At 55.9% G+C, this 21,063-nt stretch carries 20 protein-coding genes, 1 tRNA gene and 1 pseudogene; 12 read left to right on the top strand and 10 right to left on the bottom strand.

Translation table 11 applies throughout. The features are described 5' to 3' along the window. Nucleotides 1-457: 457 nt before the first annotated feature. A complete protein-coding gene (locus tag WKI41_RS08565) occupies nt 458-652 on the bottom strand; it encodes a hypothetical protein (protein ID WP_340193077.1) in 195 nt (64 codons plus the stop codon). Between the two features lie 64 nt (nt 653-716). After that, nucleotides 717-956, bottom strand: a complete 240-nt coding sequence (locus tag WKI41_RS08560) for a hypothetical protein (protein WP_340193076.1) — start codon at nt 954-956, stop codon at nt 717-719. A 305-nt stretch (nt 957-1,261) separates the two neighbouring features. On the opposite strand from WKI41_RS08560, the gene WKI41_RS08555 reads away from it, so the two are divergent. The 3 genes from WKI41_RS08555 (at nt 1,262) to WKI41_RS08545 (ending at nt 3,656) form a co-directional block, all read left to right on the top strand. After that, nucleotides 1,262-1,594 (top strand): hypothetical protein, encoded by a 333-nt coding sequence (locus tag WKI41_RS08555; protein WP_340193075.1) that lies wholly within the window; start codon nt 1,262-1,264, stop codon nt 1,592-1,594. Between the two features lie 81 nt (nt 1,595-1,675). Further along, the gene (locus WKI41_RS08550) at nt 1,676-2,428 is read left to right on the top strand and encodes a glycosyltransferase family 2 protein (RefSeq protein WP_340193074.1); all 753 of its coding nucleotides are present in this window, start codon (nt 1,676-1,678) and stop codon (nt 2,426-2,428) included. Nucleotides 2,429-3,014: 586 nt separating this feature from the next. Further along, nucleotides 3,015-3,656, top strand: a complete 642-nt coding sequence (locus tag WKI41_RS08545; protein ID WP_340193073.1) for a hypothetical protein — start codon at nt 3,015-3,017, stop codon at nt 3,654-3,656. Between the two features lie 174 nt (nt 3,657-3,830). Here WKI41_RS08545 and WKI41_RS08540 read toward each other — a convergent pair. The 4 genes and pseudogenes from WKI41_RS08540 to WKI41_RS08525 all read right to left on the bottom strand — a co-directional run bounded on the left by WKI41_RS08540 (nt 3,831) and on the right by WKI41_RS08525 (nt 6,880). Further along, nucleotides 3,831-4,181 (bottom strand): annotated as a pseudogene (locus WKI41_RS08540) (transposase). A 199-nt stretch (nt 4,182-4,380) separates the two neighbouring features. Continuing rightward, a complete protein-coding gene (locus WKI41_RS08535) occupies nt 4,381-5,214 on the bottom strand; it encodes a hypothetical protein (protein ID WP_340193072.1) in 834 nt (277 codons plus the stop codon). 682 nt (nt 5,215-5,896) lie between these two features. Beyond that, the gene (locus WKI41_RS08530; RefSeq protein WP_340193071.1) at nt 5,897-6,340 is read right to left on the bottom strand and encodes a hypothetical protein; all 444 of its coding nucleotides are present in this window, start codon (nt 6,338-6,340) and stop codon (nt 5,897-5,899) included. A gap of 463 nt (nt 6,341-6,803) precedes the next feature. Continuing rightward, a tRNA-Arg gene (locus WKI41_RS08525) sits at nt 6,804-6,880 on the bottom strand. 472 nt (nt 6,881-7,352) lie between these two features. Here WKI41_RS08525 and WKI41_RS08520 point away from each other — a divergent pair. Both WKI41_RS08520 and WKI41_RS08515 read left to right on the top strand, forming a co-directional pair. Then, nucleotides 7,353-7,874 carry a MarR family winged helix-turn-helix transcriptional regulator gene (locus tag WKI41_RS08520; RefSeq protein ID WP_340193070.1) on the top strand — a complete coding sequence of 174 codons (522 nt, stop codon included), beginning with the start codon at nt 7,353-7,355 and terminating at the stop codon, nt 7,872-7,874. 417 nt (nt 7,875-8,291) lie between these two features. Continuing rightward, nucleotides 8,292-8,519, top strand: a complete 228-nt coding sequence (locus WKI41_RS08515; protein ID WP_340193069.1) for a hypothetical protein — start codon at nt 8,292-8,294, stop codon at nt 8,517-8,519. A gap of 16 nt (nt 8,520-8,535) precedes the next feature. On the opposite strand, the gene WKI41_RS08510 is transcribed toward WKI41_RS08515, so the two are convergent. Together WKI41_RS08510 and WKI41_RS08505 are read right to left on the bottom strand one after the other, a co-directional pair. Continuing rightward, on the bottom strand, nt 8,536-9,030 hold the full coding sequence (locus tag WKI41_RS08510) for a hypothetical protein (RefSeq protein WP_340193068.1): 495 nt from the start codon (nt 9,028-9,030) through the stop codon (nt 8,536-8,538). Between the two features lie 90 nt (nt 9,031-9,120). Next, the gene (locus WKI41_RS08505) at nt 9,121-10,107 is read right to left on the bottom strand and encodes a LysR family transcriptional regulator (protein ID WP_340193067.1); all 987 of its coding nucleotides are present in this window, start codon (nt 10,105-10,107) and stop codon (nt 9,121-9,123) included. 267 nt (nt 10,108-10,374) lie between these two features. Between WKI41_RS08505 and chvE the strand changes: the two genes are divergently transcribed. The 4 genes from chvE to araD1 all read left to right on the top strand — a co-directional run bounded on the left by chvE (nt 10,375) and on the right by araD1 (nt 15,356). Then, nucleotides 10,375-11,439 carry a multiple monosaccharide ABC transporter substrate-binding protein gene (gene chvE / locus WKI41_RS08500; protein WP_340193066.1) on the top strand — a complete coding sequence of 355 codons (1,065 nt, stop codon included), beginning with the start codon at nt 10,375-10,377 and terminating at the stop codon, nt 11,437-11,439. A 90-nt stretch (nt 11,440-11,529) separates the two neighbouring features. Beyond that, on the top strand, nt 11,530-13,065 hold the full coding sequence (gene gguA / locus WKI41_RS08495) for a sugar ABC transporter ATP-binding protein GguA (RefSeq protein WP_340193065.1): 1,536 nt from the start codon (nt 11,530-11,532) through the stop codon (nt 13,063-13,065). Further along, entirely contained in the window at nt 13,065-14,261 is a 1,197-nt protein-coding gene (gene mmsB, locus WKI41_RS08490; RefSeq protein WP_340193064.1) for a multiple monosaccharide ABC transporter permease, read from the top strand. Before gguA ends, mmsB begins: the two co-directional genes overlap by 1 nt. Before the next feature lie 99 nt (nt 14,262-14,360). Continuing rightward, nucleotides 14,361-15,356 (top strand): AraD1 family protein, encoded by a 996-nt coding sequence (gene araD1, locus WKI41_RS08485; protein ID WP_340193063.1) that lies wholly within the window; start codon nt 14,361-14,363, stop codon nt 15,354-15,356. Between the two features lie 145 nt (nt 15,357-15,501). Here araD1 and WKI41_RS08480 read toward each other — a convergent pair whose 3' ends face one another. Both WKI41_RS08480 and bchE read right to left on the bottom strand, forming a co-directional pair. Next, nucleotides 15,502-15,909, bottom strand: coding sequence for a VOC family protein (locus WKI41_RS08480; RefSeq protein ID WP_340193261.1), 408 nt, complete (start codon nt 15,907-15,909; stop codon nt 15,502-15,504). 120 nt (nt 15,910-16,029) lie between these two features. Next, on the bottom strand, nt 16,030-17,571 hold the full coding sequence (gene bchE, locus WKI41_RS08475; RefSeq protein WP_340193062.1) for a magnesium-protoporphyrin IX monomethyl ester anaerobic oxidative cyclase: 1,542 nt from the start codon (nt 17,569-17,571) through the stop codon (nt 16,030-16,032). 366 nt (nt 17,572-17,937) lie between these two features. Here bchE and WKI41_RS08470 point away from each other — a divergent pair, with 366 nt between their 5' ends. The 3 genes from WKI41_RS08470 to WKI41_RS08460 all read left to right on the top strand — a co-directional run bounded on the left by WKI41_RS08470 (nt 17,938) and on the right by WKI41_RS08460 (nt 20,938). Then, nucleotides 17,938-19,374 (top strand): PAS domain-containing protein, encoded by a 1,437-nt coding sequence (locus WKI41_RS08470; RefSeq protein ID WP_340193061.1) that lies wholly within the window; start codon nt 17,938-17,940, stop codon nt 19,372-19,374. 187 nt (nt 19,375-19,561) lie between these two features. Continuing rightward, nucleotides 19,562-20,194: a type B chloramphenicol O-acetyltransferase gene (catB, locus tag WKI41_RS08465; protein ID WP_340193060.1), complete on the top strand. Its 633-nt coding sequence runs from the start codon at nt 19,562-19,564 to the stop codon at nt 20,192-20,194. A 159-nt stretch (nt 20,195-20,353) separates the two neighbouring features. Then, on the top strand, nt 20,354-20,938 hold the full coding sequence (locus WKI41_RS08460; protein ID WP_340193059.1) for a DUF1349 domain-containing protein: 585 nt from the start codon (nt 20,354-20,356) through the stop codon (nt 20,936-20,938). Nucleotides 20,939-21,063 lie beyond the last annotated feature (125 nt).

Here is a 21,063-nt window from a genome sequence, read left to right as displayed (position 1 = left end):
GTTGGCTTGATGGAGGTTGTCGCCCGCGGAGCGCAGCCGTTACTCTCGGGGCGAGTCGCCTGCTTGAAGGGGCCAGCGGCAAGTTAAGCGACTGTGCATCCCGTTGAAGCCTTATCCAGCGCTAGATGGGCACGGGCCTTCTCTGATGTGCCGCACTGCCTTCAAAGCTGCTCCCATCCTTCAATCGCGAGACACATGCCCAAAGACGAAACGGTTGCCATGTCCGTTGCCACATCGGCTGCATCGCAATCTCCGTTCCAGCGGCCTCAATTGCTGCGACTTGCCGAACCGTCGTTGTAATTCCCACCGCTCAAGCATGTTTACCTCTCCGCATTTTCCGCATTCGCCACCGACCGAATACCACTGCGGCAAGTCGGCAAATGTTACGTCATTGGCTTTTTGTCCTGCTGCCTCATCGTCCGCGCCCATCAGATCGATACCGCGACGGTGACGCATCTCACTCCCGCTCACCGCTCGGTATCCATCCGCGTGTAAATCCACGTCCCATCGCCGCAACGGCAACGGAGAGCTGCTGTTGGAGGTGCTCGATTTCATCCAGCAGCGTTTCCACCGCCGCCTTCGCATCCCCGTCGTGGCACTGGATGACATATGCCGCAACATCCACGACCTGTTCGTTGATTTCGGCACGCACGTTCTCAATCTCCTATTTCAGAGCCATCGTTCATTGATTTGAAAAATGATTGACCCCTGCCGGATCAGTCAGGCATCAAGTCGGCAATTTCGCCGTGGGAGACCAAAAGACGGGGCTCGGCCATATCGCCACTCTCCTCATCCACGGTGACAGCGTAAGCGGCGACCCCGATATTGCGAGACGCCATAGCGCCTGCGATCTTCTCGGCAGAGGCCGCGTTGGAAGCCTGCCGAATATCACCCGGTACAACACCGCCACGGCCCTTCTTGAACTGAACAACGATGATCTTCTCAGCCGCAGACATCTTTCGCCCTCTCATTTGTTCTATAAATGTTCTCATTTTGTGGGAGAGTCAAGATGGTGTTTTGTTCTGCGTGAGAAACATAGGTTGCACTGCGCCGGCTCCGTTTCAGTAGCCGAGATCGACAGTGCGAAACACTCATTGCTTCTTTCATGAGCCGTTACAAGCAAGCATCATTTGATGCTCGTTAGGCGCTCATTCTTCCTAAGCTCAAGGTCCACTAACTTGCCGACTGGTTGAAATTACGCGTCGTGAACCTGCAACAAGGTGCGAACTAGTAATGCCAGCACTATGCCGCAGATGGAACTGTGGGCTTTGGGCCCTTCGATGACGGGTCTGGTCGGATTGAAAATTCGAAATGCGCAATCGCCAATCTCGGCATCCTTGATTTGCCGGAGCAAGCAGGCATCGTCATGGTCGAAAGGATACGCCAAACCTGTCCTAAAATCGAAACCGGAACTCGCGTCTGTATCACCTCAGCCGCCGCTCCCGCTGACAAGCTCGCCGCCGTCATCCGCCAGCATTGGGCCATCGAAAACAGCCTTCACTTGGGCATAGACATGGTCTTTCGCGATGACGAATGCCGCATCAGTTCAGGCTGCGCTCGAGCAATTTTACCACCTAATGAGGAACGCAGTTGATTTCCCTGATGCCTATGCTCCAAAGCCTTGACCCGCATCCCAGAATCAAGCGCTAATTTGGCTCTATGCAAAGGACCTGCCATGGACACAGATCATCGCCCTCGTTACTTGGTAGTCACTCCCTATTACAAGGAGGAAAGGGGGCTTCTGGAGCGCTGCATCAACAGCGTAAAGAACCAGACGGTTGCTATCGACCATTTGTTGGTCGCCGATGGTTTCCCGCAGGACTGGATCGATGCTGCCGGCGTCAGGCATATCAAACTCGATCGATCTCATGGAGATTACGGCAACACGCCGCGCGGGATTGGGGCAGTCCTGGCAATCTCCGAAGGCTACGACGGTTTCTGCTTCTGTGACGCCGACAATTGGCTCGAACTCAACCACATCGCTCTTTGCATCGATGTTGCCGAAAACGCAGGCGCAGACTGCGATTACGTGGTCTCACGCCGATTCTTTCGTCGCCCCGACGAGACCATTATTCCGATCGGTGATGAGCCGATAGAGAAGCATGTCGATACGAACTGCTTCTTCTTCCTTCCGGGCTCTTACCACACCCTGCATTTCTTCTCCGGCATGCCGCGCGAGCTCGCCGGCGTCGGCGACCGCCTGTTCTACATAGCCTTGAAGGCTGCTGAGCTTAATTTCGCTGTCGTGCCAGTTGCATCAGTGAATTACCATTGCATGTGGGCGCCAATCTACGAGGCAGCCAAGGAAATCCCACCTGTGGGCGCCAAGCCCAATCTCGACCTGCAAGCGGTCGACCAATGGTTGGCAAGCTTGAAGCCCCGCGAGCGCCAAGTTATTTCGCGGCGAACAGGCATCGCCTTCAGCTAAACTGGCGCCAACGGCCAGATATCACGCCACAGGCGTACGCGTGTTTAAAATACCCCCTTGGCGATCTTTTTGCTCTCTCGCCTCCTCGTTCATCTTTCTCTGGCCGGCGCAAACGAAGTTTACCGCTTGCTCTTCATCGGAAAGACGCGGCTGTTGCGGGGGACGGCGTGACAAACGAACTGGCGCGTTGTTAGGAGGGGCGATGCCCGTTAACGGCGCGTGCCGAGAGAGGGGGTGTGTAGCTGGCGAAAATTGCCTACACACCAGCTCCGAAATGTTTACACGAAGGCGGTCTTGCCGCCGCATGAGGTCAACTGCTCCCAAACGGGCCGTAACTGCACGCTATCCAAGACAACCACCAGTAAAACCGTCAACAGCGATCAGGCTGATCCATTGATGACTAGTTAAGCAGGAATTTGAGGGTCTCCGCCGTCTGCATGATCGTCATGGGGTGGTCTGGCTTAGATAGCCCCGCGTTCTTTACGGGTTCGCGCAAGGTGGGGATGCGAACTTAACTGAGCGGTGAAGTTAATTAATACCATTTTTCGGCGTCCCGAGACGATCGACCAGAAAAGAGTTTGGAAGCATGAAGATAGCAGTCGCTCAGTACGATGACCGCCCGTTTGGTGCGCTGGGGCAACTTGCACCGTTGATTGGCCGAAACTCAAAATATGCTGAACTGCACGGGTACGAATACGCTTTTGTGAATAAGCTTGGAGCCGATGTGCCGCCGTTTTGGGCAAAGGTACACATCACAGCTCACTATCTGAGAGCAGGATATGATGCTGTGTTGTGGCTTGATACCGACGCGGTCGTTCATGATCTTGATATGACTGTACCTCGTTTCTTTGTTAAGGATGAAGTATTTGTATATGCGCCGGATAACCCGGTTTGGCCCAGCCCTTTCAACGCCGGTATTTTCATGTGCAGAGGCTCTCGGGGGTTGGACTTGATGGAGGAGTGGGTCGCGCTTTATCAGCCGGACCAGTGGGAAAAGGTGGAGGGTCAGTGGAAGTCTAAAGATGGAGTATGGGCGGGAGTCGCTTATGAACAGGGAAGTTTTATAGCCAACCTGTTGCCGAAATACGCTGACTCGGGCTTGCTAAGACGGCTTGAATGGGAGGTCCTCCAAAGCCCTTATCCAATCAACGGCTCATACACCTTGCATTTCTCTGGCCCGTATAAACTGAATATTCCGATTTATGCCACGTCTATTTCCGGCGGGTAATGAGGGGCGGTATTGATCGTGTCCCGGAGAGTGGCGTCTCTTAGACGTCCAAGGTTTCTTCCGGCGTTGGGTCGGATGAAATGTCGATCTACGGCAGGCGGGCTGACGAGCGGATCACTGCCCATTGTGGCGATTGTCTGAAGTGTCATGTAGCGGGGTTGCTAGACAGCCCATTCATCGTTCTGTTTCACTGACAAGGCACCGACCAGTCTGACGATGGCATCGCCGTTGGAGAAAATGCCGACGACCTCGGTGCTTCGGCTTGATCTCGCCGTTGAGGCGCTCGATCGGATTTGCGCTATGAAGCTCGGCCCAGTGCTGCCTGGAAAAAGGTCCTATAGGCCAGCGCGTTCTGCTGGGCGCTGTCCATGAGAGTTGCAATTCGGCACCTTTGCCTGATCTGGTTGCGACGTTGCGCTATTACTGGCTTGCGGCCTCTGGTGTACCCTTGGCAAAGGCCGTGGCGATGAAGACGGAGACGACGCGCCGTCCACTCTTTCCTGCTTGGGCCAGCGCGCTTCTCATGAAGTGGACACGGCAACGCTGCCAGTTGGCGCAGAGCACTTTCGACACGGCTGCCCGATCCCCTCATGAGCAACGGAGATGACGAGCTTGAACGCTCCACAGGCTACGTCTTTCAGCGTTGCTCTGCCGCAGTAGTGACAGAGCTCGTGTTTCATATCGCATCCTTACCTCAAATCGAGGATCGGAGAATGGATGAAGCTCATGCGTTTAGAATAGAGCTCGGTTCAATCGGATCAAATCGCAGCCAGGTCATGAGCCGTTGGCGATCTTCTGAGCAGAGAAGCCAACGTTGCGTGTCAGGCATGCTTTGAAGTTCGGTGATGCCGGACAAATCGCGAGCGCCCATCTTGATCTCGCTAACGCGGTGCGTGCGTGCGGCATCGACCCGCAGCTTGGCCGTCTTTTCTGCGCCGTTTTCCACCATCCAATCGTGAATCTCGATAACGATCATAGCCTTCGAAAACGCCGCGAAAGTATCCGCATCGACGAGATCAAATTCCGCACCCTCGATATCGATCAACAGCAGAGACTGGTCACGTACCTCGGCGGGGAAATCCTTATAGAATTCGCGTGTCGCCTCGCCACGGATGATGACCCTGTCGGCCACATTATTCAGCACGGCGTTTGCGGCAATGACTTCGCGACCACGCTCCACAATTTCGTAGCAATAGGATGTATCAAACCGGTTGTTAACCAACATGCCTAACCCATAGTACCCATCGGCCGCCCCAAGATCGATGAATGTGCGGTATTTGGCTGGAATGTCAGCCAGGATATTCAGGATTTCTTGCTCGTAGAGACCCAGGATCATGCCACCTTTGTCCGCCCCGCCGCCGCTCCAATGCGTATCTGCGCCGAGCAACAACCCCCTAAACGGTCCGTGCGCAACCCTGTTGCCGTGAAAATCTGCCAGGGAGTTAGAAAGATGAAGCCGCAATTTTTGCGCCATGAACAGCAAAACTTCGGGGTGTTGCTCAGCCATGAAATTTGCCATCGCGTGGATGGTCTGTATGCCGTTGTTAGGGGTGCTCATTGGAGGCCTTTGTCCTGCAGCCAGAATTCGATTATCGCTCGTGCGTAGCATTCATGCCTTGCGTATGCCTTGCGTTTGCTCTTGATCTTGACGGGAAGGGTGTGCTGCCTGTTGGGCGAGAGAGCGGCACGCGGACGACCTACTCAGGCGGCCGGTGGCTTCTCGATGAGCCCGCAGGCGGACGCATATGCATAGGTGTGGGCTCCTTTCGCTTCGCCGGACGTTTTGCGCTACCGAAGAATTTCTGCTTTGTCATCCGATTGTCAGTAGCGAGGAATGAACGAGGTTCTGTACTTCGGCATGCTGCGCGACGCCAGTCACAGGTATGGCGGCGGGTTCATCCGAGTTCTAGTTTGCTGCGAGAGCCAACTTGCCAATCCCATTGAGGCAATGATCGGGCTTCAAGGTGTAGAAGTCTCTTGATGAACGGGCGTGCTGAGTTCCAATTCCCTGATGGCGCGTCGCATACCGTCTTGGCATACCCAGGATCAATTACCTTCGGGGATCGCGAGGTCTTCATTGCCCATTACGAAGGCGTCTCTTGTTGGGCGACGATCAGAATATCGACGTTCAGGCCGATCTGATCTGCGATCCCACGATTGGGGATACGTCGGAAGTGTCGCTGACGTAAAGAGAGGCCCCGTCACCGGAGCCCCCAGATTCATTCAGTCTCAAGAGCTGCTCAGGCCGCAAGCTCTTCCTTTTGGCGGCGCTTCATGTAGAGCGCGAGGCCGCCAAGCGCGAGAGCCCCGAGGCCGGCGCCAGCTTCAAGCCCAGGGACCGGAGTGACGTTCGTCAGGGTTGCAGTAGCAGTGGCGCTGCGACCAGCACTGCCGCAGCTAAAAGCGATGCCGTAGTACCCATCTGTCTTCAGATCGAAAAATGTAGACTGTGAGTTCACCGGGACAGAAGTGTTAACTCCTGTCGTCGCGTTCGTAATCGCCGTACCTGTGGTCTTCTGAACCAAAAGCGCGCTCACGCCGGCGAAAAGAGTGCTGTATCCTTCGAGGCTCAATGACAACTTGTAAGATCCGGCAGCTAACTTTATGAAAGTCGACGGATCAATGAAGCCGGAACTCCCGCTGTCGTAGGTATGCGTCGCTGTCGTTTCAACCTTTTCAGCCATTGCAGGCGCAGACGCTGCGAATGTCGCCGCCAAAAAGGCGATTGCGCCAATTTACATTTTGTCCCCCATGGGCTTTAGAGATATGCCGCACTGCAGCAGAACTTTAAATTTAACACATCGTCAACTATAAATGCTGGACAGCATTAATTAAGTAATAGGGTTTTACTCAATTGTTGCTCGTTATTTGCACTTGAAGCTCAATGTGCGTCTTGCTGCTTTACCGATGTATGGTTCTGCCTGCCGCTAAGCGTTTGATGATCGACGATCTTCTGCGCGGGGTGAGTAAAGGTGCCAGTTGTTGTGAATGTGCACCTCAGAATTTTGGCTGCAGATAGAACGGCTCCCGAACATCAATCCTTCAAACAGAGCGATGTCCAACACGTCGTACTCAAGCAAATGCATCCTCGCGCGACGATCTCTATTGAATGTTTTGAATCGCGTGGAGGTTCGAACAATCGAAAAATGGCGCACCCGACAGGATTCGAACCTGTGACCTTTGGAATCGGAATCCAACACTCTATCCAGCTGAGCTACGGGTGCACTCGGGACGCGGGTTTGAGTCGCGTTTGGATATGTGCGGTTTCTTAAACCAGCTTTGCTGTCTCTTCAATCCGTAAAATGTCGCGGGAGACGATGATGTTTGTGGTGAATCGATATGGTTAAAAATCATCTATTACTTTTTGCACGCTTTGCTTGTACTCTAATTCTTACGGGCGGAAATTTGTACTTTATCGTTTTTGGGTCGCATGATGAGGGTTTGGTTAACGAAACAGGGCATCGTGAGCCGGGCACTCAGGTTTGTTCTGAGAAAAATTAATGGTTTATTTACAATATATTGATTGTAAGGACCAATGTTTATGCGTCGCTAATAGTAGGAAAGCCTCACGATTTCCGTTACGGAAGTTTTCACCTGTTCGAACTCTAGACCTATGGATTAATTACTATTAAACATTGTTCTAATAAACATAAGCCGATAATGACCTCTCAAGAGGATGATTCACTGGAGGCCGGAATGACTTTGAATATCGCTTTCGACCAAGGTCGCGCGAAGGGTAAATATTCTGAGACCGATGAGCCGTCGCTTCGCCATTCCAAGCTCTCGCAGCTTAATGTCGATTACTCCATTCTTTCTGAAGCTGTACTTTACAGGCTGCGGAGAGCGCAACTCGCGGTGGTAGGAGACTTTAACGAAAGCCTCCTCAGCTACGGGCTTCGTCCGGCTGATTTCTCCGTTCTGATCGTTGTTGCCAATAATTCGGATCTGAAGCAGAGCGATGTCGCAGAAGCGCTTGGAATTCAGCGGGCCAACTTCGTGGCGATTATCGATGGTCTGGAAGACAAGGGTCTGCTCGCGCGCCGCCGATCATCGACCGACCGCCGTGTGCACTATCTGGAGATGACGGAGGAGGGCAATGTCCTTCTCGACGAAATCCTCCAGATCTGGAAAGCCCATGAGGACAAGCTCGTCAGCCGGCTGGGCGGCGAGAAGGCTCGCGATCAACTGGTTGGGCTGTTACGCAAGATCGAAGATTGAAAATTGGAGATTGCTCTCGGGCGGCCTCGCCTTGAACATCTTCATTGGTCTGCAAAGGCGGTGCAGTTTTGCTCCGCCTTTTTGTTTGACCGTCAGCTGCCAAGTGCCCGTCATAAGATGTGGCTCCATGCCGAAGGCTGAGCGTCATCCACGCTTAGGGCTGTACCTCCAGGCTGCGAATGAGGCTCTCGCGATGTCATGCGTGCGCTGCTTTGGCTAAACTACGGTGTGGGTTGCCGCGGCCGGAGCAATTGAATGACGTATGGCCGATCACAATCAGGTTGGATCATCGATTCCGGTCTATCTCTTCTTCCTGCGCTCTTGCATTGTTGCACCTCTAGGGAGATATGCTCGCCGAAATGCCGAAGCCGGATGTGCGAGAATTTCGCAGGAGAAGCCGGGCGCGAGGGAGAGACCATGCTTTTGATTGATACGAACCACCCGATGTATCGCCCTCTTTGGGTGCGACTGTTGATCGTCGGCGTCTGTGCAGGATGGGCGGTATTGGAGTTTATCAACAATGAGCCTTTCTGGATGACCGTCGTGGGCGGCATCGCGCTCTATTCAGCCTATGTGCTGCTTTTGACCTTCAAGCCGTCCGATCAGAAGCCGGAAGAGCCGGTGGTGCGGCCCGAGCAAGAGTAAGGTATCCGCGAGAGGCCTATGAGACTCGCTTTCCGCTTCCGCCCATCAGCGGCAAGAGCCGGATGGCTTGATCGATCAGACGATTGGCCGCGGTCATGCGCAGATGCGCGTTCTCGCGGAATGCGGCGGGTACGGCGTCGGGATGATTGGCCCTGGCGAAGGCGCGTCGCTTTTCGCTGAGGCTTTCAATCGTGTCGTTGTCGTTAATGGCAAGTTCTTCGCTGACGTCTGTTAGAGACGTCTTTTGAAGGTAGTCCGGCATCGGCGCCGGTTCGAACTCTTCTTTATTTGGTGCGGCTTCTATAACCGGCGCATCTTCCAGCAAATCGAGATAGGCAGAGAGCCGGCCGTTGTCTGCTGCTGCGTCTGTTGCGCTAGAGGCGGCGATGGGGCCGGGGTCGAAGATGACGCGCGGGCCAAAGGACGTGTGAGTCTCCTCTTCAGGTCGATCTTCCGCCTCGCGCTCCAGGCGCTCGACGACAGATTGAAAAACCGACTGGCCGAAAAGCATGACACTCCAACACCCATGACGATGCGAGGCGCCTCTCGATCGTTGCTTGTTTCGCACAGAATCACTGCAATGTTGCCTGAGCCTTGAGCGTCAGGCGGTCTTGCGGCTCTCCTCTATAACCAGATCATAAAGAAGCTGCGCACTGGGCGGCAGCATTCGGTCCTTCACGGTCAGCAGGCTGAAGGGTTTGACGCTCAGTTCAAAATCGGTCGGCAGAATGCGGATGTCGCCCATGGGGGAATGCTGACCCGAAAGGAATTCGGCCATTTCCAGCGCCAGCGGCGCGATGGCGTTGGTGGTGCTCACGATCGCAAGGGTCAGAACCGTGGAGGGGGTGTTAATGATATTGCGGGGCAGCGAGACGCCCTGGGCAAGGAAGGCATCCTCGATCGTGCGCCGCAGCAGCGTGCCGGGCGGCTGAAAAACCCAGTCGTAATCGCAGAGATCTTCAAGCCGCGCAGGCGGCGCGCCCAGCAGCGGGTGATTCTTGCCGACCAGTAGACATGCGCGCTCGATGCCGATTTCGTGGGCGTTGAACAGGGCGGGGTCGAGATCGTCCGGAATACGGCCAATGACAAAATCATGTCTCGCGGCCAGAAGCTCGCGGGCGAGAATATTGCTGGTTTCCACCTGCACGCTGATTTCAATGCCGGGGTAAATGTCCATTGCTTTACGAAGTGCCGGCACCACCATGCTGATGGCAGGTGCGGTAACCGACCCGATGTAGACCGAGCCGCCGCTGCCGGATTTCATCTGCGCGAGCTCCCGGCTCGCCTCGCGAAGCTCCAAAAGGATCTTCTTGGCGCGCTTGGCCAGGGCTTCTCCAAACTTGGTTAAGACCACGCCGCGTGATGCGCGCTGACAGAGCGGGCTCTTCACGATGGCTTCCATCTCCGACAAAATGCGAGACGCTGCGGGCTGCGTCATGTTGAGGGCTGCTGCCGCAGCACTGACCTGCCCATGCTCTTCTACCATCACAAGCATACGTAAATGGGTCATTTTCAGCCCAGCACGCAACAGAGGGTTGTCTTCGGTGATAGAGGGAAACTCGCTCAGATTCGTTTCATCACGTTCCATTTTCATCACCATTTAGGGCAGGAAGGTTTCGAATAAAAATTTATATCGATTTAATATACCAAAATTGATATAGGAAAAGAGAGATATTCTATTTGACAGTTATATAGATTCAGAACAGTTTGCACCTCGTGCCGGGGAGGAGCGATGAAAGACGGATTATGCTCAGGGAGCCCGTTCGAGTAAGCTCGATTCTTCACTACCGCGCATGGATTTGAAGGCAGTCTGTAAGGATACAGATGCCTAAAAGGGTTCCAAGGGAGAGAGTTCATGAAATCCATTATTTCGTTGTTTGCTGCCTGCGCTATCGGCGCTGCAGCATTTGCGTCGCCCGTCTGGGCGCAGGACAAGGGCACGGTCGGTATCGCCATGCCAACGAAGTCCTCCGCTCGCTGGATCGACGACGGCAACAACATCGTCAAGCAGCTTCAGGACGCCGGCTACACGACCGACCTCCAGTACGCTGACGACGATATTCCGAACCAGCTTTCCCAGATCGAGAACATGGTCACGAAGGGCGTCAAGGTCCTCGTTATCGCTTCGATCGACGGCACGACTCTGTCGGACGTTCTCAAGCAGGCTGGCGAGCAGGGCATCAAGGTTATCGCCTATGACCGCCTGATCCGTAACAGCGGCGACGTCAGCTACTACGCAACCTTCGACAACTTCCAGGTTGGGGTTCTGCAGGCGACTTCGATTGCCGACAAGCTTGGCCTGAAGGACGGCAAGGGTCCGTTCAACATCGAGCTCTTCGGCGGTTCGCCGGACGACAACAACGCCTTCTTCTTCTATGATGGCGCAATGTCTGTTCTGAAGCCTTACATCGACAGCGGCAAGCTCGTCGTGAAGTCCGGCCAGATGGGCATGGACAAGGTCGGCACGCTGCGTTGGGACCCGGCAACGGCCCAGGCTCGTATGGACAACCTTCTCTCCGCTTACTACACCGACGCCAAGGTTGACGCCGTTCTGTCTCCTTACGACGGTATCTCCATCGGCATCATTTCCTCGCTCAAGGGCGTAGGCTACGGTACGAAGGACCAGCCGCTGCCGGTCGTTTCCGGTCAGGACGCTGAAATCCCGTCGGTCAAGTCGATCATGGCTGGCGAGCAGTACTCCACCGTCTTCAAGGACACCCGCGAACTCGCCAAGGTTACCGTCAACATGGTCAACGCGCTGATGGAAGGCAAAGAGCCTGAAGTCAACGACACCAAGACCTATGAAAACGGCGTCAAGGTTGTTCCGTCCTACCTGCTCAAGCCTGTCCTCGTCACCAAGGACAATGCTGAAAAGGTTCTGGTTGGAAGCGGTTACTACAAGGCCGACCAGCTGAAGTAATTTCTGCATGATCGTGACGGGGAGCGACGTGATCGTCGCTCCCCGTTTACCTACATAAGAACGCCGGATTGTACGGCGCAGGATTGTGATATGGACAACACCATTCTCGAAATGCGCAATATCACCAAGACGTTTCCGGGCGTGAAGGCGCTTGAAAACGTGAACCTCAAGGTTCGTCAGGGTGAAATACATGCGCTCGTCGGCGAGAATGGCGCGGGAAAGTCGACCCTCATGAAGGTCCTTTCCGGCGTTTATCCCGCTGGCACATATGATGGAGAGATCTACTACGAAGGTGAGCTGCGCAACTTCCGCGCCATCAACGACAGTGAAGAGATCGGCATCATCATCATTCACCAGGAGCTGGCGCTGGTGCCGCTTCTGTCGATTGCAGAAAACATTTTCCTCGGTAACGAAGTCGCGCAAAACGGCGTCATCAGCTGGCAGCAGACTTTTACGCGCACCCGCGAGTTGCTGAAGAAGGTTGGCCTGAAGGAATCGCCTGAAACGCTCATCACCGATATCGGTGTCGGCAAGCAGCAGCTGGTGGAAATCGCCAAGGCGCTGTCGAAGAGCGTCAAGCTTCTGATCCTCGACGAGCCGACCGCATCGCTGAACGAAAGCGATTCCGAAGCGCTGCTCAACCTGTTGATGGAGTTCCGCACCCAGGGGCTGACCTCGATCATCATCACCCACAAGCTCAACGAAGTGCGCAAGGTGGCCGACCAGATCACCGTCCTTCGCGACGGCATGACGGTGAAGACGCTCGATTGTCACAAGGAAGAGATCAGCGAAGACGTGATCATCCGCAACATGGTGGGTCGCGATCTGGAAGACCGCTATCCGCCGCGCGATGTGCCGATCGGTGAGACCATTCTCGAGGTCAAGAACTGGAACGCCTATCACCAGCAGCATCGCGACCGTCAGGTTTTGCATGATATCAACATCAATGTCCGCAAGGGCGAAGTTGTCGGTATTGCGGGTCTGATGGGTGCAGGCCGCACCGAATTTGCCATGAGCGTGTTCGGCAAGTCTTACGGCCACAAGATTTCCGGTGACGTGCTGATCCACGGCAAGCCGGTGGATGTGAGCACCGTGCGCAAGGCCATCGATGCGGGTCTGGCGTATGTTACCGAAGACCGCAAGCATCTGGGTCTCGTGCTGAACGATAATATTTTGCACAACACCACGCTCGCCAACCTGGCCGGCGTGTCGTCTGCGACCGTCATCGACGACATTCAGGAAATGAAGGTCGCAACCGATTTTCGCAAGCGCTTGCGCATTCGTTCGTCTGGCATCTTCCAGGAAACGGTCAATCTGTCGGGTGGCAACCAGCAAAAGGTCGTCCTGTCCAAGTGGCTGTTCTCCAACCCGGACGTTCTTATTCTGGATGAACCGACGCGCGGTATCGACGTCGGTGCGAAATATGAAATCTACACCATTATCAACCAGCTTGCCGCCGACGGTAAGGGCGTTTTGATGATCTCATCGGAAATGCCCGAGCTGCTTGGCAATTGCGACCGCATCTACGTTATGAACGAAGGACGGATTGTCGCCGAATTGCCGAAGGGAGAGGCGAGCCAGGAAAGTATCATGCGCGCTATCATGCGCTCAGGGGAGAAGAACTGATGAGTTCGACCAACACATCCACCGAAGAGAACAACGTCGTCTCGGTCGGCTCGTATATCCGGTCCAATATCCGTGAATACGGCATGCTGATCGCGCTCGTCGCCATCATGCTTTTCTTCCAGTTCTACACAGGCGGCATTCTGTTCCGTCCGGTCAACCTGACCAACCTCGTGTTGCAGAACTCCTTCATCGTCATCATGGCGCTCGGCATGCTGCTCGTCATCGTGGCGGGGCATATCGACCTGTCGGTTGGTTCGATCGTCGCCTTTGTCGGCGCGATAGCCGCGATCCTGACGGTGCAATGGGGCATGAACCCGTTCCTTGCCGCGCTGATCTGCCTCATCGTCGGCGGCATCATCGGTGCCGCGCAAGGCTACTGGATCGCCTATCACCGCATTCCGTCCTTCATCGTGACGCTGGCGGGCATGCTGGTCTTCCGCGGTCTGACGCTCTTCGTCCTCGGCGGCAAGAACATCGGTCCGTTCCCGTCCGACTTCCAGGTCATCAGCACCGGCTTCCTGCCGGATATCGGTGGCATCGAAGGCATCAACACCACATCGCTGATCCTGACGATTGCGATTGCTGCCATTCTTCTGGTTCTGGCGTTCCGTCGCCGTCAGGTGAACGAAAAGCATGGTATTGAGGTAGAGCCGTTCGGCTTCTTCCTGGTGCAGAATCTGCTGATCGCTGCTGCGATCCTGTTCCTAGGTTACAGCCTGTCGACTTATCGCGGCCTGCCGAACGTTCTGATCGTGATGCTGGTGCTGATTGCGATCTACAGCTTCGTGACCCGCCGCACAACGATCGGTCGCCGCATCTACGCCATGGGCGGCAATGAAAAGGCAACGAAGCTTTCGGGTATCAACACCGAACGGCTGAGCTTCCTGACCTTTGTCAACATGGGCGTTCTGGCAGGGCTTGCCGGCATGATTGTCGCAACCCGTCTGAACTCGGCAACGCCGAAGGCAGGTGTCGGCTTCGAACTGGACGTTATTGCGGCCTGCTTTATCGGCGGCGCATCCGCTTCCGGCGGCGTTGGCAAGATCACCGGTGCGGTCATCGGCGCCTTCATCATGGGCGTGATGAACAACGGTATGTCGATCATCGGTCTCGGCATCGACTTCCAGCAGATGGTCAAGGGCCTCGTGCTTCTGGCTGCCGTGTTCTTCGATGTCTACAACAAGAACAAGGGCTGACCTTAAGGTTCGCCACAAGTTTTAACGACAGCAAGTGGCCGGTTTCCGGCCACTTCCATGAGGAGGGGGCGCTTCATCGTGCCCAAGGAAGGAACAATCATGCTCATTTCTCAAATCAAGGACGCGAGCGGCACGATCATCGTAGCGGCGCGCGAAGATGGCGGCGAAGCACGCATCGTCAACAATGCAGGGTCGGTCTATGCCCTGACGATGGAAGCTGCCAATAGCGGCAAGTCGCTTGCCGATGTGATCGCCGCTCACGGCTATGGCGATGCGATCGATCTGGAGAAGGCCTATTCCGAAGGCCGCTTCCTGCCGCCGATCACTCATCCGGACCCGGCACACTTGCATCTGACCGGTACGGGCCTCACCCATCTCGGCTCTGCCGCTACGCGCGACAGCATGCACAAGAAGACCAGCGAGGCCGCAGACGATACGCTGACGGACTCGATGAAGATGTTCAAGATGGGTCTGGAGAACGGTAAGCCGAAGGCCGGCGAAAAGGGCGTTCAGCCTGAGTGGTTCTACAAGGGCAACGGTCATGTGTCGGCAGCCCCAGGTGCAGCACTCCTTTCCCCGTCCTTTGCGCTCGATGGCGGCGAAGAGCCGGAAATGGCAGGGATCTATGTGATCTCCGACAAGGGCGAGCCCGTGCGCATCGGTTTTGCCGTGTCCAACGAGTTCTCCGACCACGTGACAGAGCGGATCAACTACCTCTATCTCGCTCATTCCAAGCTGCGCCCTGCAAGCTTCGGTCCGGAAATTCGCGTTGGCGCACCGCCATCCGATATTCGCGGTACCTCGCGCATCCTTCGCGACGGCAAGGTTATTTTCGAAAAGCCGTTCGTGTCCGGTGAGGACAACATGTCCCACACCTTTGCAAACCTTGAATATCATCACTTCAAATACGGCCTGTTCCGCGTTCCGGGCGAAGTGCATGTGCACATGTTCGGCACGGCAACGCTTTCCTTTGCCGATGGCATCAAGACGGAGGCTGGCGATGTGTTCGAGATCGAAGCCGGTGGCTTCGGCTTGCCGCTTCGCAACCCGCTGAAGGTTGCCGAAGAAGAGACGATTACCGTTCGTCAGATCTAAAGGGCAGGGCGGCGCGCTTTCGTGCATGCCGCCAGCCAGAAACAGGGAGGAGGGCTCGACGCGTTGGCGTGCGAGCCCTTTTTCGTTTGTCGGCCTGTTTTGCCAGCGCGAGGTGCGATGGCACCAGTAACCTTTGACGCCTTGGTCAGCTCTTCCATAGACCAGCTTCAGCGACCTCTACAGAATTGCCTGCCGGGTCGCGGACGTAGACGGAGTAGGTGCCGTTGTCCCAGCGGAAATAGAGATCAATCTCCACTCCCTTGGCGATGAAGTGATCCCGCCACGCATCGACCTCGGCCTTGTTTTCGACCCTGAAACAGAGGTGTCCGGCACCGGTGGTGCCGTGGCGCGGAAGTGGATTACCGCCTTCTGCGATACGCGAGGTTTCAGGATTGAAGATCAGCAGCATCTGCTCGCCGCAGCGCAGGAAGACGAACTGGCTTTCGAAGGTCTTCACAACCTCTAAGCCAACGATGTCGCGATAGAAGCGCTGCGTAGCATGGAGATCGGTCGCGTAGATCACGGTTTCTAGAATGGCTTTCGGCGGTCTTATCAAGCGGCTCTCCTTTGGTGAGGCTCGGTTTTATGGAAGGTCGGTCCATCAAGCGCAGATCGGCGACCTGAATTCATCGATTTTGCCCACCCAACCAATGTCGCGCCTTGTCAGCTCAGGTCATGCAGAGTGTGCCGCATCCTGCTTGACCTGCTTGCGGCGCGGTGCTGGCAGCGTCATCGATTCCTCCTCGGCATCCTGCGGGTCGCCCCAGAACGTCTCCAAGCTTGGTCGTTGCGCCAAAAATCGATCCTGGGCTATGAACTGGATGATTTCGCGCAGCCATACTCGCCGGCCCATCCTTGTATACCAGCGCATCGAATGGCGCTGCTCCGGGTCGGGATGAAACAGGAGACGTGCCAGCGCGCGCGGGCGCGCCTGGATGGCCAGTTCGATCGCTTTGACGCAGGCAAACAACAGCCACGGTTGGAAATGTGCCATGGCAAGGACCTGATGCTTGTAGTCCCACTTGCGGATATCCGACTGAATGACTTTCCTGTTCTTTGCAATACGGAAGAACGGCGTCCAGCGATGCGGCGTCACGTAAAGCGCCTGTATCTGGTCAGGATCGTAAGACAGAAGTTGGCGGAAACCACGCCACAAGTCCTTTGGGCGATCCTCCTCGAAGCCAACGACCCATGTTGCCATGGACAGGATACTATGTTGGCGCAAAAGCTGGATTGCCTGCCGGTCCGAAGACGTGCCGCCGCCTTTTCGGATCAACGCCAATGTGGCCTCATCCGTATTCTCCATGCCGATAAGCCAGCGGATGACACCGGCCTTGCGGTAAAGATCTAAAATGTCTGCGTCACGCACGATGTCATCGGCCCGCGTCGAACCGACGATCAGAACGGGAACGTTTTCGGCAATCATCGCTTCCAGAAACGCCTTCCATGCCTTTTTTGAAGAGGTAGGATTCTCGTCGGCGAGATTGATCAACTCTACGCCATGGTCGCGATGCAGCCTTGCGATTTCGCGTGCGAACAGCACCGGATCTCGGTGACGCCAGCGGGTCCAGAAGCCGCGCTGACCACAAAAGTTACACAGATGAGGGCAGCCGCGGGAGAACTGCATGACAACGGCTCTTTTTCCGCCCCAATAGCTGTAACGGGCATGATCGATCAACTCCCAACCCACCCTGAAGCTATCGAGATCGGCAATAGCCTGTGCCGGCGCAGTCGCCTTCGCGTTACCGTCCCCTTCGCGAAAAGCTATGCCATTTACCGTCGAGAGGGGACGTTGCGTCTCCAGGGCGTCCATCACGCGGGTGGCCGTCATCTCTCCTTCACCGCGCACGATCACGTCGAATGCAGTGGTTTCGGTCAGTATTTCCCGCCAGTGGTACGTTGGAAACACACCACCGTAGATGACGCGTATCGTGTCATCCTGAGCCTTGATTGCCTGCGCGATAGCGAGTGCCGTCGGATGGGCCGAGGTTGAACCCGAGTGCCCGATGAGCACGGCGTCGGGAGCAGCAAGTATAACTTGCGATACGATCTCGGCAACCGACATCGGGCCGAACTCCGCATCGATGAGCGATACATCATGCCCGGCATCGATCAATGGTCCACCGATGGCGAGGAGACCGAGAGGTGGCAGATGATCATCCGGAACCCGGCTCCCAATCGCTGTATGCGGTGGATTGACGATGCAGATCTTCACGCGTGCAATTCTCCCTGAAGACGTCTCAGTTGCTGGCGGATCGATGGATCGGTGCTTGAGCGCAGCAAGCGGCACTATGCAGAATTTGTGGCCACATGCGTATATAAAATCTGAGCGCCCTATAGCCCTGCATTGCGCGTCGACAATGACGCTGGGGAGCTTGGAGCGGCAGGCGTTGATGGCCTGTGGCCATCGTCTCATTCATCCAGGCCGACCAAAACTGACCGTCGGGCAATTGGGGTCGCTTGCAAGCATTCTGGTCACTCGATGGTGCCGCTTATGCATGGTACCGTCAGCGAATGTTCGTTTGTATCCCACTTCCATTTTCCACAATACAAAAGAACAAAGGGAGTATATGGATAGCTCATGAACAGTCCTGAGCACCTGCGCATCGAGTATGAGATCAGTGAGTTGGTATCAGGTGCCGGCCCTTTTGCTGCTGCGATGCGGGCGACGCGGATGCCCATGGTGATTACCGATCCACGGCAAGCCGACAATCCCATCATCTTCGTCAATGATGCGTTTGCCAGGCTGACGGGCTATAGCCGCGATGAGACGCTTGGCAAGAACTGCCGCTTTCTTCAAGGGCCGGGCACGAATGCCGACGATGTCCGCCGTCTGAAGCAGGCGATTGCCGATCGTAGCTCCATCGAAGTGGATTTGCTGAACTACAAGCGGGATGGCTCGATCTTCTGGAACAGGCTGCTCGTCTCGCCGGTCTTCGACGGCGAAGAGCTGATGTATTTCTTCGCCTCACAACATGATGTCACGCGCGAGCGTGCGATCAAAGCGATCGAGGATCAGGAGGATTATCAGTTCGAGCTGGAGCGCCGGATTGCCGATCTGATTGCGAGCGAAGAGCGTTTGAACTTCACGCTGAAAGCTGGAGGGCTCGGCACGTGGACGCTCGACGTGCCTGCGCAGAAGCTGTCCTGCTCAGCTCTATGCAAGGAGAATTTCGGCCGCTCCCCCACCGACAAGTTCGATTACCAGGAGCTGAAGTCTTCCATTCATCCGGGAGATTTCGACCGTTGGCAGGATGCGGTCATGTCTGCGCTCTCGACTGACGGCAATCTTCAGGTCGAGTATCGCATCAACAGGCCGGACGGGACTTTAAGCTGGGTCGAGGTTCGCGCCGAAACCAAGTTCGGTGCCGACGGACAGCCGGTTTTGATGAATGGTATCTCCATGGATATCACCGCGCGCAAGGCGATCGAGACGGAGAAAGCCGTCATTGCCCAGGAGATGGGACACCGGATCAAGAATATGATGGCGACCGTCCAGTCGATCGTGAACCAGTCGATGCGCGGCGATCATGACGTGGCGACGATGCGCAACAACATCACCAGCCGCCTGGATGCGCTGGGGCGCTCTCACGATGTGCTGCGCGGCCGGGATTTTCTGTCGGCCAATATCAGAGCCGTTGTCGAACGTGCCATCGAGCCTTTCGATGCGGGCGAGCGTTTTGTCATCTCCGGTCCCGACTTCCTTCTGTCCCATCAGGGCAGCAACACGTTAGCCCTTTCGGTGCACGAACTCGCAACCAACGCTGCCAAATATGGTGCGCTATCGGCGAGTGGCGGAGAGGTTCGCGTCGAGTGGCGGATCGAGGGCGATGACTTCCACTTCAGTTGGGCTGAGAGTGGCGGGCCGCCTGTGGTCGCGCCGAAGAAATCAGGCTTTGGCACGCGTCTGATCCGAATGCTTGGTCTCGGCCTGAACGGCAAAGCCTCGATCGACTATCACGAGACGGGCGTCGTCTTCACGGCATCGACCAGTCTTGCGTCGCTGAGCGAGATTTGACGTCTCGGCCGTTTCTCTTGGCAGTGATCCGTTCTTCGTTTAGCATCACTGCATGAAGTCCGCGCCATGTACCCCCTGCATGTTGCTCCCGCGCTGATGCGAGGAGCGTCAAACGCCAGAAGCTGATCGCTTCCGGCGTCCATTTCGCTCGCGGTGCGAGCAAGTGTTGACGATGCAGGAGAAATCCATGGACAATTATTTTGAGAGCCCGTTCAGGGGCATCACGCTCGACAAGCAGGTCACGAACCCCAACATCTCGGTTGGCCGCTACAGCTACTATTCGGGCTACTACCACGGCCACAGCTTCGATGACTGCGCCCGATACCTCTCCCGGGATAAAGGGGCCGACCGGCTGATCATCGGTAGTTTCTGCTCGATCGGTTCGGGTGCTGCTTTCATGATGGCCGGCAACCAAGGTCATCGACACGACTGGATCAGCACGTTTCCGTTCTACTGGATGCCGGACGTTGATGCCTTTAGCGGGGCGCTGAATGGCTACCTTCCCTCCGGGGACACCGTGATCGGCAACGATGTCTGGATCGGGTCCGAAGCGATCATTATGCCGGGCGTCACGATTGGCGATGGAGCGGTGATCGGCACGCGCGCTATCGTCACCCGCGATGTAGAGCCTTACTGCATTGTCGCGGGCAATCCGGCAAAGCCGATCCGCAAGCGCTTCGATGACAGCGATATAGCACTGCTGCTGGAAATGCGGTGGTGGAACTGGGCGGAAGATCGCTTGGGTTCAGCGATGCCGCTCATGACCAGCGGGGATGTAACGGCGTTGCATGATTACTGGTTGTCGTTCAGTACGCTTTGACGAAAGACGAGATCCGCTGGCGCTGCCGGTGGATCTCGTCCTGCTTGGCATTGTGTCCTTCTTGACCCACGTGTCGAAATCCGTCGATTTGACAGAGGAGTGTCACGCGCTATTACGCATGATCTAGCAGCGTTGCGATGAGATGAATGGAGATCCATGGTGAACGTCGATTTTCGAGCCGGACGATGGTTGAATAAGCCGGTGAGCGCGCAGGTCTTTGAACACCGCCTGACGATGACGACGGATGGGAAGACGGATTTCTGGCGCGAGACTCATTATGGGTTCACGCGCGATACCGGCCATTTTCTCGGCGTACCGGCGCCCGACGGATTCACGGCTGAGATCCGCATTCAGGGTGAGTTTCGCACGCTCTACGATCAGGCGGGGCTGATGGTGCGCATCGATGAGAGTCGTTGGGTGAAGACGGGCGTGGAATTTACCGATGGAGAGGCGTTTCTCAGCACGGTCGTGACGGACGGACGATCCGACTGGTCGGTCTCACAGCCGTTCAAGGCGCTTGAGGATTTCTATATGCGCGTCACGCTGTCGAAGGGAGCAATGCGCATTCAGGCGTCGCGTGACGGCAGGTTCTGGCCGCTTCTCCGCCTGGCGCCTTTTCCTGTCGCGCGAACCTATCAGGTTGGGCCGACGGCTTGTACGCCGGAGCGTAGCGGGCTGACAGTTCATTTTTCGGAGTTCAAGATTGGTCCGGCGACTACAAAGGATCTCCACGACCTGACGTAATCAATGGCAAAGATAGTAAGCGAGGGCCTGAGCGTCGATCGCGGAGATCGCACAATGACGTAAATCGCAGCGTTGTGGCGGCCTCATCGTGTGAATCCGCAAGCAACTTGTCGCTCAGCGCCTTG

Source organism: Agrobacterium larrymoorei (genome assembly GCF_037722385.1).
GTDB classification, from domain to species: Bacteria; Pseudomonadota; Alphaproteobacteria; order Rhizobiales; family Rhizobiaceae; genus Agrobacterium; species Agrobacterium larrymoorei_C.
This window is presented reverse-complemented; position numbering and strand designations above follow the sequence as displayed.

Coding starts and splice junctions, on each gene's coding strand:
- WKI41_RS08550 (WP_340193074.1), top strand. CDS start 1,676: ATGGACACAGATCATCGCCCTCGTTACTTGGTAGTCACTCCCTATTAC.
- WKI41_RS08520 (WP_340193070.1), top strand. CDS start 7,353: ATGACTTTGAATATCGCTTTCGACCAAGGTCGCGCGAAGGGTAAATAT.
- WKI41_RS08545 (WP_340193073.1), top strand. CDS start 3,015: ATGAAGATAGCAGTCGCTCAGTACGATGACCGCCCGTTTGGTGCGCTG.
- araD1 (WP_340193063.1), top strand. CDS start 14,361: ATGCTCATTTCTCAAATCAAGGACGCGAGCGGCACGATCATCGTAGCG.
- WKI41_RS08470 (WP_340193061.1), top strand. CDS start 17,938: ATGAACAGTCCTGAGCACCTGCGCATCGAGTATGAGATCAGTGAGTTG.
- chvE (WP_340193066.1), top strand. CDS start 10,375: ATGAAATCCATTATTTCGTTGTTTGCTGCCTGCGCTATCGGCGCTGCA.
- WKI41_RS08530 (WP_340193071.1), bottom strand. CDS start 6,340: ATGGCTGAAAAGGTTGAAACGACAGCGACGCATACCTACGACAGCGGG.
- WKI41_RS08535 (WP_340193072.1), bottom strand. CDS start 5,214: ATGAGCACCCCTAACAACGGCATACAGACCATCCACGCGATGGCAAAT.
- mmsB (WP_340193064.1), top strand. CDS start 13,065: ATGAGTTCGACCAACACATCCACCGAAGAGAACAACGTCGTCTCGGTC.
- WKI41_RS08510 (WP_340193068.1), bottom strand. CDS start 9,030: ATGCTTTTCGGCCAGTCGGTTTTTCAATCTGTCGTCGAGCGCCTGGAG.
- WKI41_RS08560 (WP_340193076.1), bottom strand. CDS start 956: ATGTCTGCGGCTGAGAAGATCATCGTTGTTCAGTTCAAGAAGGGCCGT.
- WKI41_RS08515 (WP_340193069.1), top strand. CDS start 8,292: ATGCTTTTGATTGATACGAACCACCCGATGTATCGCCCTCTTTGGGTG.
- WKI41_RS08505 (WP_340193067.1), bottom strand. CDS start 10,107: ATGGAACGTGATGAAACGAATCTGAGCGAGTTTCCCTCTATCACCGAA.
- gguA (WP_340193065.1), top strand. CDS start 11,530: ATGGACAACACCATTCTCGAAATGCGCAATATCACCAAGACGTTTCCG.
- catB (WP_340193060.1), top strand. CDS start 19,562: ATGGACAATTATTTTGAGAGCCCGTTCAGGGGCATCACGCTCGACAAG.